The organism is Ferrovibrio sp. (assembly GCF_002796975.1).
In the GTDB taxonomy this organism is placed as follows: domain Bacteria; phylum Pseudomonadota; class Alphaproteobacteria; order Ferrovibrionales; family Ferrovibrionaceae; genus Ferrovibrio.
The window spans coordinates 291388-305527 of the sequence record NZ_PEKV01000004.1 but is presented as its reverse complement, the minus strand read 5'-3'; the positions used below and the strand labels follow the sequence as shown (position 1 = coordinate 305527).

15 protein-coding genes and 1 pseudogene are annotated in these 14140 nt (G+C 62.5%); 9 read left to right on the top strand and 7 right to left on the bottom strand.

What is annotated here, in order from left to right:
* Positions 1–19 precede the first annotated feature (19 nt).
* From CTR53_RS04165 to CTR53_RS04155, 3 genes are read right to left on the bottom strand one after another with little or no spacing between them, the layout of a single operon-like run.
* Positions 20–571 carry a hypothetical protein gene (locus CTR53_RS04165; RefSeq protein WP_290809535.1) on the bottom strand — a complete coding sequence of 184 codons (552 nt, stop codon included), beginning with the start codon at positions 569–571 and terminating at the stop codon, positions 20–22.
* Positions 568–897 carry a rod-binding protein gene (locus CTR53_RS04160; protein ID WP_290809534.1) on the bottom strand — a complete coding sequence of 110 codons (330 nt, stop codon included), beginning with the start codon at positions 895–897 and terminating at the stop codon, positions 568–570. The genes CTR53_RS04165 and CTR53_RS04160 overlap by 4 nt, the downstream gene beginning before the upstream one ends.
* Before the next feature lie 7 nt (positions 898–904).
* Positions 905–2221: a flagellar basal body P-ring protein FlgI gene (locus CTR53_RS04155; protein WP_290809533.1), complete on the bottom strand. Its 1317-nt coding sequence runs from the start codon at positions 2219–2221 to the stop codon at positions 905–907.
* A gap of 198 nt (positions 2222–2419) precedes the next feature.
* Here CTR53_RS04155 and CTR53_RS04150 point away from each other — a divergent pair, with 198 nt between their 5' ends.
* Both CTR53_RS04150 and dksA read left to right on the top strand, forming a co-directional pair.
* Entirely contained in the window at positions 2420–2854 is a 435-nt protein-coding gene (locus CTR53_RS04150) for a flagellar assembly protein FliX (protein ID WP_290809532.1), read from the top strand.
* A gap of 157 nt (positions 2855–3011) precedes the next feature.
* Positions 3012–3431, top strand: a complete 420-nt coding sequence (gene dksA / locus CTR53_RS04145) for an RNA polymerase-binding protein DksA (protein ID WP_290809531.1) — start codon at positions 3012–3014, stop codon at positions 3429–3431.
* A 167-nt stretch (positions 3432–3598) separates the two neighbouring features.
* Here dksA and flgH read toward each other — a convergent pair whose 3' ends face one another.
* From flgH to flgF, 4 genes are read right to left on the bottom strand one after another with little or no spacing between them, the layout of a single operon-like run.
* The gene (gene flgH / locus CTR53_RS04140) at positions 3599–4414 is read right to left on the bottom strand and encodes a flagellar basal body L-ring protein FlgH (protein WP_290809530.1); all 816 of its coding nucleotides are present in this window, start codon (positions 4412–4414) and stop codon (positions 3599–3601) included.
* Positions 4415–4438: 24 nt separating this feature from the next.
* Entirely contained in the window at positions 4439–5200 is a 762-nt protein-coding gene (gene flgA, locus CTR53_RS04135; RefSeq protein WP_290809529.1) for a flagellar basal body P-ring formation chaperone FlgA, read from the bottom strand.
* A 24-nt stretch (positions 5201–5224) separates the two neighbouring features.
* Entirely contained in the window at positions 5225–6010 is a 786-nt protein-coding gene (gene flgG, locus CTR53_RS04130) for a flagellar basal-body rod protein FlgG (protein WP_290809528.1), read from the bottom strand.
* A 27-nt stretch (positions 6011–6037) separates the two neighbouring features.
* On the bottom strand, positions 6038–6763 hold the full coding sequence (flgF, locus tag CTR53_RS04125; protein WP_290809527.1) for a flagellar basal-body rod protein FlgF: 726 nt from the start codon (positions 6761–6763) through the stop codon (positions 6038–6040).
* Positions 6764–7011: 248 nt separating this feature from the next.
* Between flgF and CTR53_RS04120 the strand changes: the two genes are divergently transcribed.
* The 7 genes and pseudogenes from CTR53_RS04120 to CTR53_RS04090 form a co-directional block, all read left to right on the top strand.
* Positions 7012–7509, top strand: a complete 498-nt coding sequence (locus CTR53_RS04120) for a flagellar basal body-associated FliL family protein (RefSeq protein ID WP_290809526.1) — start codon at positions 7012–7014, stop codon at positions 7507–7509.
* A gap of 15 nt (positions 7510–7524) precedes the next feature.
* Entirely contained in the window at positions 7525–8556 is a 1032-nt protein-coding gene (gene fliM, locus CTR53_RS04115) for a flagellar motor switch protein FliM (protein WP_290809525.1), read from the top strand.
* Positions 8556–9137 (top strand): DUF6468 domain-containing protein, encoded by a 582-nt coding sequence (locus tag CTR53_RS04110; protein WP_290809524.1) that lies wholly within the window; start codon positions 8556–8558, stop codon positions 9135–9137. Before fliM ends, CTR53_RS04110 begins: the two co-directional genes overlap by 1 nt.
* A 20-nt stretch (positions 9138–9157) precedes the next feature.
* On the top strand, positions 9158–10105 hold the full coding sequence (locus tag CTR53_RS04105; protein ID WP_290809523.1) for a hypothetical protein: 948 nt from the start codon (positions 9158–9160) through the stop codon (positions 10103–10105).
* A 160-nt stretch (positions 10106–10265) separates the two neighbouring features.
* Positions 10266–11723 (top strand): DUF1217 domain-containing protein, encoded by a 1458-nt coding sequence (locus tag CTR53_RS04100; protein WP_290809522.1) that lies wholly within the window; start codon positions 10266–10268, stop codon positions 11721–11723.
* Between the two features lie 49 nt (positions 11724–11772).
* Positions 11773–12141 carry a response regulator gene (locus tag CTR53_RS04095; RefSeq protein WP_290809521.1) on the top strand — a complete coding sequence of 123 codons (369 nt, stop codon included), beginning with the start codon at positions 11773–11775 and terminating at the stop codon, positions 12139–12141.
* Positions 12142–12361: 220 nt separating this feature from the next.
* A pseudogene (locus CTR53_RS04090) lies at positions 12362–14140 on the top strand (hypothetical protein); the annotation flags it as partial.

The following is a 14140-nucleotide window of genomic DNA, read 5'->3' as shown; positions in this document are numbered from 1 at the left end:
GGGGGGAAAGGGAAACGGTTCAGCAGGTTTCGTTGCTGAAGAGGGAGACTGGCTGGCGCGAGCCATAGTTTGCGGTCAGGGCAGTCATCGCGCCTGATTTGCCATAACCGGCGCCGAGCTGGCTCTGTTTGGTGGCGCCGCGGATCACCGCGTTGAGCAGTTTCTGGTTGGCGTCGCGGGCCGTGCGGACAAGGATTTCGTTGCGCTTGCCGACAACCTGCATTTCCGTCAACAGCTTTTCCAGTTTCCGGCGCTCGTTTTCCGGTGCGCTGGCCAGCGCGTCCGGATGCTTGCGAAGCACCTTCTGCTTGTCACGCAGCAGGCCGGAGATGATGCGCTTCTGCTCGGTCGAACGCGCCAACCCGTCATAGGCAAAGCGCTCCAGCGCAGCGGTCTCTTCCTGCATCACATCCTTGAGCTGGATCACCAGGTCGCTGAGTTCCGCTACAGTAGGGGGCACGGCACCCTGGCCGATATTGTCCATCACGCGGGGGCGCGTATCGATACCCAGGCGCTGCGCTGCGCGCGGCGAGAGGGGCTGGCGGGCAGGCTGCTGCGATTTCTGGTTCACGGCTGAGCCTCCTGCATCTTGATCATCTGGTTGTAGACCATGTCGGCGATGCCGATACCGCGGCCCTTCGACATTACCTTGCCGTATTCGTCGTTCAGGAACGAACGCCATTTTCCTTCGGCCTGACCGCCACCCATCGGGCCGTCGGTCTTCACGCCGGCTGACATCGCTTCGAACATCTGCGACAGGAAGAAGGCTTCGAATTCCTGCGCGGTCTTGCGCGGATCGTCCTTCCCGTTGCCGAGCTTGTTCAGCTTGGCGCGGTCGGCCTGAGCCTGCTCGATACCGAAGCTTTTGATGGCAGATGCGTTGATGACTGTGGACATGGCGGCCTCACATCACCTGGATTTCAGCCTGCAGGGCGCCGGCGGCCTTGATTGCCTGCAGAATGGTGATCATGTCGCGCGGGCCGACGCCCAGCGCATTCAGGCCATCCACCAGTTCCTGCAGCGACACACCGCGCGGCAGAACGCCAAGGCGCCGTTGATTCTGGTCGTCAACCTGGATGTCGGTGCGCGGCACCACCACGGTCTGCGCACCGCCGGCGGCCGAACCTGGGATGGTGGGTGTGCCGGTGCCGGGCACGGCCTGCGTAATCGTGTCGAACACGAAGTTGCCCTGCGCGTTACGCACCGGCTGACCGTCCGGGCCGATACGCGGCACCTGTACGGAACCGGTCGCGGCCGAAGTGCCGGACAGGCCCGGGATGGCGGTAGAGGCCGGCGAGAAGGGCAGCGGCTGCGACACCTGCGGGGTTTCGGTGATGCGGACGGTGAGCGAGCCTTGGGCGATGGCAACTGTATCGATGCGTACATTCGGGCCCATCACGATGGTGCCGGAGCGTTCGTCGATCACCACGCGCGCCATCTGGTCGGTTTCGACCTGCAGCTGTTCGACCTCGGTCATGAAGCCGACGATGTCGCGGCGGAAGCGTTCCGGGATGTCGATATGTACGGTGGATGGATCCAGTGCACGCGCGGTCGGTACACCGGCCAGAGTGGAGACGGCCTGGCTGACGCGACGCGCAGTGGTCAAATCGGGATTCTTCAGGGAGAGACGCAGCACCGGCAGCGAGGTGAGTTCGAAACCGACCTCGCGTTCGACGATGGCGCCATTGGCAATGCGGCCCGAGGTGGGCGTGCCACGGGTAATCTGGGCGGCGGCGCCCTGGGCGCGGAAGCCGCTGATGGCGACGGCGCCCTGTGCCACGCTATAGACTTCGCCGTCAGCACCGAGCAGCGGCGTGACCAGCAGCGTGCCGCCCTGCAGGCTCTTGGCGTCGCCCATGGTGGAGATGGTGACGTCCAGGCGGCTGCCATGGCGGGCGAAGGGGGGCAGGGTAGCGGTGACCATCACCGCAGCGATATTGGCGGTACGGAAGGTGCCGGCATCGCGGATGTTGACACCGAAGCGCTCCAGCATCGCCTGCAGGCTCTGACGGGTGAACGGGGCATTGGTCAGGCTGTCGCCGGTGCCATCCAGACCGACCACGAGGCCGTAACCGACCAGCATGTTGTCGCGGATGCCTTCAAAATCGGCGATGTCCTTGATGCGAGAACCGGCCTGGGCCTGCAGCGGCAGAGCCAGCAGCGCCACCGCAAAGGTGGCCTGCAGCAGGCGACGGATCATATCCTTGGCAAAACGGTTCATCGTCATCTTCCTCTACGCAAAGCCGGCCATGCATGCCGGTTCTGTCGTGCCTTTCAATGCGATTGTCATGCCAATGGTTAACTATTTGAATAATATAAGAATTGGGGCGAAAAAGCGGCTCAGCCCGGCAAAAAATGCCGTCTTTACCCGGTCAGTCTTATCGGGCACCATGACGGCCATTAAGAGACATTGTTTCCCATGAGCATCGACAAAATCCGCGGTCCGGGCGGCGTTGCGCCCGGCAGTCCCAAACGTTCGGCTGGCAGCAGTTCTCCCGCCGGAGGGCCGAGCTTTGCCAGTATGTTGAAGGGGGCAGAGAAGCCTGCGGCTCAGGTTGGCCAGGCAGCCCCGGTCGCGGCTCTCGACGCCATGCTGACCATCCAGGCCGTGGATGAACAGGCCGGAGGCCGGCAGAACCGGCAGCGCGCCTATCAGCGCGGTTCGACCCTGCTGGATCGGTTGGATGAAATCCGCCATGGCCTGCTGATGGGCACCCTTCCGGCGGACCGCCTGCAGCGGCTGGCCCAGACGCTGCGCAGCGAAAGACTGATGGTGCAGGATCCGAAACTGGCCGAGGTCATGGCTGAGATCGAACTGCGTTGTGAGGTCGAGTTGGCCAAGCTCGGATTGTAATTTTATTACCCGGAAGCTGGGCTATTCATACTTCTGTCGTTAAATCAATAACTTACTCGCCAATCGACAGCCTTGCCCGGGGGCGGGCCGATTCATATACTCCCGCGCGCCGCGGCAGGGGTTCTGGAGTCGCCACGGCGCCTGGAGGGTCTCTTACATGGGTATCCAATTGAAGGCGAATTATCGGCCAACCGAGAGTGAGCCCTTCATGAACCCGCGCATGAAGGAATACTTCCGCCGCAAGCTGACGGCCTGGAAGGAAGACATTCTGCGGGAATCGAACCAGACGTTGCAGCATCTGCAGGAAGACACCTCGCAGGAGCCCGACATCGCCGATCGTGCCTCTACCGAGACCGACCGGTCGCTGGAGCTGCGCACGCGCGACCGCCAGCGCAAGCTGATCGCGAAGATCGACGCTGCCATGAAGCGGATCGATGACGGATCCTATGGCTATTGCGAAGAGACCGGTGAGCCGATCTCGCTCAAGCGCCTGGAAGCCCGCCCGATCGCGACGCTGTCGATCGAAGCGCAGGAGCGCCATGAACGTCGCGAGCGCACGCACAGGGATGATACCTGATTGCTTCGTGAAGCGCTGAACTGAAAAACGAAAAGGCCGGTCTTCTGACCGGCCTTTTGCGTTTTACTCTCTCGCCCTGGCTTTTTTGCCGCGGTCCGCATTCTGCGGTCCTTACGCACCTTCTGACGTGCCTGAATTTTCAGACTGGGCGAAGATCCTTCTGGTTTTTAGAAGGGGAAGAGGATGTCGTAGACCTGCTGGCCCCAGCGGCCCTGCTGCACATCGGTCAACTGACCGCGACCGCCGTAGGAGATGCGCGCTTCGGCCATCTGGGTATGCACGACCGTGTTGGTGGCGGTGATGTCTTCCGGTCGCACGATGCCCTGGATCATCAGTTCGCGTACTTCGTTGTTGACGCGCACTTCCTGGCGGCCCTGCACGACGAGGTTGCCGTTCGGCAGTACCTGCGTCACCAGCGCGGCGACATTCATGGTGATCTGCTCCTGCCGGTTCACCTGGCCTTTGCCTTGAACCTGCGAACTGGAATTCATCGTCACCATGTTTTCGGGATCGACATTACGGAAGATCTTGTTCAGCGCGGTGGGAGAGCCTTGAGCGGTCAGCACGCCGCCAGCGCCATCGCGGGCCGCTTCCCAGCCGAGGAAGTTCGGCAGGCCCTGGCCCTCGCTGTTGTCGCGCGACGTGGTCGTGTCGTTCTGCAGCGTCGCCTTTTCCTGGATGTTGATGTTCACCGTCAGGATGTCGCCCACCTTGGTGGCGCGAGGATCCTTGAAGAACTGACGCGCACCCGGGCGCCACAGCGAATTGGCATGACGCGGCGCCACTTCCGGCGACGGCATCGGCAGGCTGACCGGGCGGTAGTCGCGCTTTTCGGTCGGGTTGTCGATGCCGCTCAGCGACGGCGCGCTGCCGATATCGCCGAGCCGGCTAAGATTACCGCAGGCGCCAAGCGTCACGGCGAGGCCGGTGACAGCGGCGATCCGCAGCATGCGGGCGAGCGTGGGATGGGTGAAGTGGGTCATGACGGTAATCCTTCCGCTCGTCTCTTAGTTCGACGCAATGATGTTGGGGGCGGTGATGACCTGGACCAGGTTCATGCCGGTCACGGTCGCCTGAATGGTGCGCTTGCTCTGCAGGTTCATCACCTGCACCACGTCGCCGATGCTGCCCGATTCCATGGCGCGGCCGGTGGTGGTGATGGTGATGCCAGGGCCCTGGGCCATCATGGTGACAAGGCTGTTCCTGGCGATGGCTTCCGGCTTACCGATATCGTTGGTGCGGATCGGCATGCCGGCGGCCAGCGCGCGACGCGGCGTCTGACCGATCAGGTCGTCGAAGCGGTCGACATAGCCGGCGCCGTAGCGGTTGGCGGGCACCTGCAGCCATTCGACATCGCTGCGCGAGATCACATGGCCGGCGGCGATGCGGCTTTTCAGTACCGGGATCGCCTCCACGGTCTGAGCCCGGCCGCTGACCTTGATGCTGGCGGCGGCGCTGGCAACGGTGCCGTAGAAGCGGCCGCTGCGCGAGTCATAGCTGAAGTCGTCGACTTGGAAAGCGGCGGCGCTGGCCGGCACTTCGAGTTCGTTGCCCATGCCATGGAACATGATTTCCACCGGCCGGCCACCGTTGCGCTGCTTCACCATGTCGGCGATGCGACGGCTGATTTCGCGCTCGCCGATAATGCGTGTAGGTGCCGTGGCGCTGGCGACCTGGGTCTGCGCGGCAACCTGCTGCGGGACAGCGAGAGATGCAGCCAGCGTGGTGCAGGCGATGCCGGCGAGAAGGAGTGTGCGAAGCGAGGCCATGGTCGGTCTCCGTAATCCTAGGCGTTAGCGCAGACGGGTTGCGGTCTGCAGCATTTCATCCGAAGCGGTAATGATCTTCGAATTCATTTCGTAGGCGCGCTGCGCGGTGATCAGGTTGGTGATTTCCTGCACCGGATTGACGTTCGAGGTTTCGACGTAACCCTGGCGCAGCACACCGAAGCCCACCGCGTTGGGGTTACCCACCGTGGGCTGGCCCGAAGCAGCGGTTTCCAGGAACAGGTTGTCACCGGTCGCTTCCAGGCCGGCTTCATTCACGAAGCTGGCGAGCTGGATCTGGCCGAGCTGCTGGGTGTTGGTCTGGCCCGCGATGCGCGCCTCGACAATGCCGGTCGCATCGATGTTCACCGACAGCGCGCCCTGCGGCACGGTGATGGCCGGGTTCAGCAGATAGCCGTCGACGGTGACCATCTGGCCCTGCGCATTGATCTGGAACGAACCGGCGCGGGTGTAGGAAGTTTCGCCGGAGGGAAGTGTGACCTGGAAGTAGCCCTTGCCGCTGATCGCGAGATCGTAGGTATTGCCGGTGTTGTTCAGGTTGCCCTGTTCATTGATGCGGTACACACCAGCGGTGCGCACACCGACACCGACCTGGATGCCCGACGGCACGATCGTGTTCGCATCCGACGAGGTCGAGCCCGGGCGGCGCATGTTCTGATACAGCAGATCCTGGAATTCGGCACGCTGGCGCTTGAAGCCGGTCGTGCTCATGTTGGCGATATTGTTCGAGATGACTTCAACATTGAGCTGTTGAGCCATCATGCCGGTGGCACCGGTGCTGAGCGAACGCATGATCAGGTCTCCTGGTCCGTCAATTCATTAATTCGAGTTGCGGCCGAGCCGCTGGATGGCCATCTTCAGGCGGTCATTCTCGCCATCGATCAGGCTCTGCGTGCTCTGATACTGCCGCGTCAGTTCAATCATGTTGGTCATTTCAAGGATCGGCTCGACGTTCGAGGCTTCCACCATGCCCTGCACCAGCGTAGTGGTGGCCGGGGCCGGGATCGAATCCTGGGTGGTGGCGAAGAGGCCGTTGGCGGTCTTGCGCAGTTCCTGCTCGTTCTCGAAATGCACGAGGTCGATCTTGGCAACCTGCTGCTGGCCGACATTGATGGTGCCGTCGACCGAAACGGCCGGAATGCCCAGGCCATCAGGGATGACGATGTCGCGACCGCGGTTATCAAGCACCGGATGGCCGCCCGAGGTGACCAGGCGCCGGTCCGCATCCATCCGCAGGTGGCCGTCACGGGTGTAGCGGCGGCCCTGCGGCGTATCGACCGAGAGGTAGCCGCTGCCGTTGATGGCGAAATCGAAGGTGTTGCCGGTCTGCTCAAGCTTGCCGACGCGGAAATCGCGCAGCACGCCCCAGTCCTGAACGAAGCTGGTCTTCTGCTGCTGGGCCGGGCCCTTGAGGAATTCCTCGAACATCACCCGCTCGCCCTTGTAGGCGTTCGAGTTCATGTTCGCCATGTTGTTGGCGATCACGTCCATTTCACGCCGCATGGCCGAAAGGCGGGACAGGCCGATGTAAGTCGTGTTTTCCATGACACCGAAACTCGCGGTTAGCTGTTGCTGGCCATTCTGTTGCAGGCGGCGTGCCAGTTTATTTTTTGGCGGAAAACAGATGAAATACTTCGAATTTGGGCCGGCCGGGTGGTTTTTGACCAGTGCCGGCGGCGTCACGCCCGGCAAAAACTGCCGGGCGGTGACAAAGTGTTAACTGACGCCCCTTAGGAATGACGCTGGAGTGAACCGGATGCGCCGGCGAGTCCCGGCGCCAGGGATGTACAGGCATGAGTGACGAGACCGAAGGCCTTGAAGGCGAGGGTGGCGAAGGCGCACCCAAGAAGCGCGGCAAACGGGCCATAGTCATTATTGCGGCCGTCGTCGTGTTGCTGCTGCTCGTGGGCGGCGGTGGTGCCGCTTATTTCTTCCTGTTCGCCCATAAGCATGAAGAGGCCGAGGTGAAGCCCGAGGCCCCCAAGGTCACGGTCTTCTATGATCTGCCGGATATTCTGGTAAACTTGAATTCAACCGGTCGGCAGGCCTCCTATCTCAAGCTGAAGGTGTCGCTGGAGCATAACGATCCGCTCTCGACGCCGAAGCTGAACGAACTGCTGCCCCGCGTTGTCGATAACTTCCAGATCTATCTGCGCGAGTTGCGTCCGGACGATCTGGTCGGCTCGGCCGGTCTGTATCGTCTGAAAGAAGAGCTTTTGATCCGCGTCAATCAGGCGGTGGCCCCGCTGAAGATCAATGACGTGCTGTTCAAGGAAATGTTGATCCAGTGACCAGTCGAGGCGCGTATGGCGGATAATCCCGAAGACGGCGCAGCCTGGGCTGGCGGCGACGGCGGCGATGAAGCCGGCGGTTCCACCCGGATTCTGAATCAGGACGAAATCGACAGTCTGCTTGGCTTTGACGCCAGCGTCGAAGAGGATGCGGACAAGGCCGGCATACGCGCGATCATCAACAGCGCGCTGGTGTCCTATGAACGTCTGCCGATGCTCGAGGTGGTGTTCGACCGCCTTGTGCGCCTCATGACGACGTCTCTGCGCAACTTCACCTCGGACAACGTCGAAGTCTCGCTGGACAATATTACCTCGATCCGTTTCGGCGATTACCTCAACTCGATTCCGTTGCCGGCCATTCTCAGCGTGTTCCGCGCGGTGGAGTGGGATAACTACGGTCTACTCACCGTCGACAGCTCGCTCATCTATTCTATCGTCGATGTACTGCTCGGCGGTCGCCGCGGCACCGCGGCGATGCGTATCGAAGGTCGTCCGTATACGACCATCGAGCGCAACCTGGTCGAGCGCATGGTCAACGTGGTGCTCGACGACATGCGCGCCGCCTTCGAGCCGCTGGCGCCGGTCAACTTCTCTTACGATCGCATCGAAACCAATCCGCGCTTTGCCACCATCGCCCGTCCGGCCAATGCGGCAATTCTTGCCCGCCTGCGCGTGGACATGGAAGACCGCGGCGGTCGCCTTGAACTGCTGTTGCCCTATGCGACGCTGGAGCCGGTCCGCGAACTGCTGCTCCAGATGTTCATGGGCGAAAAGTTCGGCCGTGACTCGATCTGGGAAAACCACCTTGCGACCGAATTGTGGTCGACCGACGTGGAAATCGAAGCTGTGCTGGACGAACAGGTGATGACTCTCGGCCAGGTGATGAACCTGGAGGTGGGTAAAACCATTATGTTCAATGCTACACCAGAGTCCGTGATCATGATGCGTTGCGGCGGCATCTCGATGGTGGAAGGCCGGATGGGGCGCATGGGCAACAACATTGCCGTCAAGATCGACCGGACCCTGAAGAACCTGGGAGGTGTGTGATGACGCTGGCCCTGATGGTCGAAATCGTTGTCGCCGTATTGCTGCTTGTCACGCTCGCCATTTCGCTGGTGCTGAACCGGCGGCTCGGCAACCTGCGCGCCAACCAGGATGAGATGCGCCGCCTGATCGGTGATTTCGACAAGGCCCTGACCAAGGCGCGCCAGGGCCTGACTGAACTGAAGACGGCATCTGCCACGGCCGATACTGCGCATGAAGAACGCATGAAGCAGGCCAAGATCCTGCGCGATGAACTCGGCTTCATGATCGAAACCGGCGACCGTCTGGCGGATCGCCTGGCCGGTGAAGCCAGTGGTAACCGTGCCGCGCGGCAGGATCGTCCGGCCGCCGCCGAGCGCATGGTTTCCGATCGCGCCAGCATGGAACGCGTGATGGATCGCGTGACAACCGAACGCCCCGAGATGGCGCGTAATGGCGCAGGGGCACCAGTGACGCCTTTCCCGCCGAAGAAGCCGTCGATCGCGCCGGTGGCATCGGCCGGTGGCAACGGTCGCGATTTCAAGATCGAGCCGCGCTCTGAAGCCGAGCGCGAATTGTTGACGGCCCTAAGGCAGGCGCGATGAACACAGGTGGTCAAAGTCCGGTGACTGCAACCCGCCGCCCGCTGGCCGGACGTGTCCGGATTCTGCCGCTGACCATCTTGGGCGTTGCGCTGCTGCTGGGCCTGAAGGTCGGCGCACTCTGGGAGGGCAGGGCGGAGCTGTTCGTTACGCCGGCCGGGGCGCAGGGCGCAGGCCAGCCAACGCAACTGACCCCGACGCAACAGGCGCTGGCGCAGCAGGCCCAGGCGCAACGACAGATCCCGGCACAGCAGACCCCGGCTCAGCAGTCGCCGGCTCCCGCCCAGATGGCGCAGGCGGCCCCGCCCGCTGCAGTCCCCGCACCGGCACAGCAGCAGTCGGGCCAGCCGGCCGCGCGTCCGTCGTCCAGTATCCAGTCGCTGGCTGACAAGGATCCGACCACCTTCACCCGCGCCGAGATCGACTTGCTGGCCAACCTGGCGCAGCGTCGCGATCAGATCGAGCAGCGCGCCCGCGAAGTCGATTTGCGCGAAAGCCTGCTGGCGGCGGCGGAGAAGCGGCTGGATGAACGCATCGCCGAGATCAAGAAGCTGGAAGCCAGCGTCAAGCAAATCGTGCAGCAGTACGACAAGCAGGAAGAACAGAACCTGCAGGGCCTGGTGAAGGTCTACGAGAATATGAAGCCGAAAGATGCCGCCCGTATCTTCGAAAAGCTGGAGCCCAATGTGTTGCTCGGCGTGGTCGAACGCATGAAGGAAGCGAAGCTGGCGCTGGTGCTGGCCGACATGGCTCCAGCCACAGCCCAGGATCTCACCGTGCGCCTCGCAACGCGTAAGCAGATTCCGCCCAGCTTGCGCGCCGGCGTGGAGACCCAGTTGCAGCAGCCCGCCGCTGCTGCCGCCCCTGCCACCTCTCCGGCGCAGCGCGTCCCTGTTGCGCCTGCGCAGCCGCAAGGCAGCCAGCCCTCGGCCGGCGCGGCACCCGCCCGGCGACCGGCGGCAGGCGGCTGAAATACAGTTAATCAGAAGTTAATGCGTTGATCCGGCTGTAAAAAGCTGGTGTTGCTGCGCCTGCGATACCTGTTAAAATCGGCGTCGGACAAACAGTCCAGCGCGTCAGCCCAGAACCGGGTGGACGCCCCATCGTCACTGCCGCAGGAGGCGAGCAAGGATGGCTATCGATTTATCCGTACTTATCTCGGGCGCGTCGACGATGTCGTCGGCGACCATGTCGCCTATGGCGATGTACAAGAAGCTGCAGAAGCTCGCCGAAGAGAATTCCGGGGCCAGCGAAATAGAGCAGGCCAAGGAAAAGGCCGATGCGGCCACGCGTGAGATGGACAACGCCGCCATCCGGGTGCGCAACAGGCAGTACAAGATACAGAATGTGCAGGTTCAGGATGACGCGTTCTTTTATAAGAACCGTGCCGCCACTGCGACCACCGCTGACGAATTGATCAATGACGACCGCTTCCTGAGAGTGTTGGCGACTGCGAATGGCTTCGAAGACACGTATAACTTCGATCGTCAGCGGTTGCGCGACATTCTGACAAGCGATCTCAGCGATCCCAATTCGGTTGCCCGGACCGGCACGGTCAAGGAGCTTGAGCTCGCCCAGAAATACAATTTTGCGGCTACCGGCGATCAATACGATACCGACGGAAATCTGGTGACGATCACGGCTGACGGCAAGCTGGTCAATGACGGTAGCGGCGGCACGCCGCTACCCGCGTCGCTCGCCAAGCTGCGTGGGCTGGTCACCGATATAAATGGCAATGCGACGATTGAGGTTAGGCCGGATGATCCCGATATCGATGGGGATCTGATGCTTACCGCCGGCCCGTCGGGCAGCGACATCATCAATTATACCCGCAGCCAGACCAAGACGCTGTTGCGGGAAAAGGCTGCGCCGGACAAGTCGAGCGTCAGCGGCGCCTATGAATTCGAAGGCACCGAGTTCCAGAAGTTTCGCGAGCGCAAGGATATCCAGAAGGATATCGACTACTTCAAGGAAAATATCGGCTCGCTCAAGTCGGTCGACGAACTCTTTGAAAGCCAGAACCACCGCCTGCTGAAATTCATCCTTTCTGCCTACGATCTTGAAAGCGAAGCACAGTACCCGGGCAAGATCCGGAAGATTCTTGAAAGCGACCTGACCGACGTCGATTCGCTGGCCAACCGTTACAAGGATCCGCGCTTCCAGCAGATGACAAAGGATCTCAATTTCAATTTCATGGGCCTGACCAAGCTGCAGCTCGGCAGCACCATCCAGGATCTGACTACGCGTTACGAGCGGATTTCTTACGAAAAACATCTCGACGAGCAGGCACCCGGCGTGCGCGCTGCCATTGAGTTCGGCCGGCGCATCAAGGATGTGACCCAGACCCTTCAGTTGCTGGGCGACAACGTCCTGCGCGAAGTGGTGACGGTGGCCAACAACATCCCGAAGGAAATCGCCTATCAGGGAGTCGAAAGCCAGGTAACGGCGGTTGAGCGCAAGGTCGATCTGAATTCGCTGAAAGGCGACCAGAACGAGATCGAAAAGATGGTCATGCGCTACCTGACCTTCAAGGACACCGGTTTCACCAGCGCCAATTCCAAGAGCTACCTGACCGACCTGTTCGGCTAGGTTTCCCGCGGAATCTGCGCTAAGCATTGGCATGGTCATCGACTGGTCCATGCCGATTCTCGTTGTCGACGATCACCGCACCATGCAGGCGATTGTTGCCCATCAGCTGCGCGATCTCGGCTTTCTCAGCGTCGATACGGCAGGGGATGCTGTCACTGCGCTGATCATGCTGGCGCAACGGCGCTACCGCCTAATCCTGTCAGACTGGAACATGGAGCCGATGAGTGGCATCGCCCTGCTGGAAAACCTGCGGCGCGATCCGTCCTACGCCTCCACACCCTTCATCCTGATCACGGCCGAAACCCGGCCGGAGAATGTCCTGGAAGCCCGCCGCCTCGGTGTCGACGGTTATCTGGTGAAACCTTTCGACCGTGCCGGCCTGAAGGCGAAACTCGCGGCGGTGCTGGGGGCATTCTGAACCCGCCCCCAAGGGCGGCGATCCGGCCGATCTGGCCGTAAGAACAATCTGTTAACGGTATCGCCTTATCCTGCGAGGCTCTTATAATCCGCCTGCCGGGATAGCGAGTCCCTCACAGCGGATCGATGGACAGGCGCAGACAGGGAGTATGGCGAAAAGGCACGGCAGAGATGAGAGCAGGGTCGCCGGTCTTTTTGTGACCTGCGCCGTCGGTTTCGTCTTGTCCGTCGTGCAGCCCGGCACCGCCTTTGCGCAGCAGAGCAATACACCGCCGACCGGCGCGCAGCGGCCCGAGCCAGCTGCGACACAAGCGCCTGCGCCGCCAGCAGCAGCGCCTGCCATTCGACTGCGTGCCGGGGACCATCCTACCTATACGCGACTGGTGTTCGACTGGCCCGAGCGCGTCGACTTTACCGTGAACACCGACGGCCAGCAGGCGAGTGTACGTTTCGAGCGCAACGCTGCCATCGACATCGGCCGGCTGGCGCAGTTTCCACCGCGTGGCATCGGCGGTCTGGCCGTGCGTAACGAAGGTAACGCCAGCATCGTCAGTTTCACCATCAGCGATGGTGCCAGCATCAAGTCCTGGCGCGATGGTGCAAAGGTGGTGCTCGATGTGAATCGCGCGCCCGACGCGAAGCCGGTCGAGGCGAAAGCGCCTGAGCCGCCGAAGCCGGCGGAAGCCGCGCGTCCGGCACAGCCTCCGGCGCAAGTACCTGCGCCTGCCCAGGCACCGGCACCGCAGCGACTTGCCACCGGGCAACCCGCACCGCCGCCGACTGCGGCTCCCGCACCAGCCCAGCCGCCAGCAATGCAAATGCCGGCAACGCCTCCGCGCAGCACAACGGTTGCGCCACAGGCCAACACGGCGCCTGCTGCCGCATCTGTCACGCAACCGCCTGCCGCCGCCGCTACGCCGGGCAGTGGCGGCGTGCCGCTGGCGGCGCCGGTTGCCGGCGTTGGCACCGCGCCGCTCGGCACCTTCATGCCGGCTCCTGCGACCGACCGCCTGACCGGCGCGCCCTTGGTGCCGGCGGTGGATTCCACACGCACCGGCCCGCTGCTGAACTTCCCCTGGACGCGTCCGGTTGCCGTCAGCGCCTTCATGCGCAACGGCATGCTGTGGATCGTGTTCGATCGCGATGCGGTGGTCGATCTGCGGCCCATCACCACGCGCGACTGGGGGGGTGCCATCAACGGCATTGAGCAACTGCCGGTGCCGGGCATGACCGTTCTGCGCCTTAAAGTACCAAGCTCCACTACTGCCACTTTCGCCCGCCGCAATGCGGGCTGGCAGATCAGCATCAACACCGTGCAGCCCGAGCAACTCGTGGCGCGCGAGGCTGCGGCCGGTGCCGTACCGGAAGATCCCAATGCCCTGCGCAGCCGCCTGCCGGAAATCGACGTGCGGCGCCAGCTCGACGCCGACGGCGGCGCGAAACTGTTCTTTGCCGCCAACGATCCCGGCAATGAACTGAGCGTGCCCGATCCAGACACGGGCGACCGACTGATCGTCATTCCCTTTGCCGGCGCGAATGCCGGCGTGCCAAACCGGCGGGACTTCATCGAACTGAGTGTGCTGCCGAGTTTCCAAGGCTTCGCGGTCCAGCCCAATACCGACAACCTGATTATCAGCCGCTTTCCCCGCGGCGTCGAGATCGGCAATCCGAACGGTCTTTCGCTGTCGGCGCCGCGCGGCATCAATCCGCGCAGCGGCACCATCGACATCCTGCAGTTCAGCGAATGGCGCCGTGTCGAGGGCACGACCTATTCGGAGCAGGAGGAGAACTTGCTCCGTCGCGTCGGGCTGAGCGGCGCGAACCAGCGGCAGCCCGCGCGCATGGCGCTGGCAGAGTTCTATTCCGCCAACGACATGCAGCCAGAAGCGCTCGGCGTGCTGGCTCGGGCTCGCGCGGAGCAACCCGATCTCGAGCGCGACAAGCTGTATCGCGCACTGCGCGGCATCGCTTATCTGCGCATCGGCCGGCTGACCGATGCC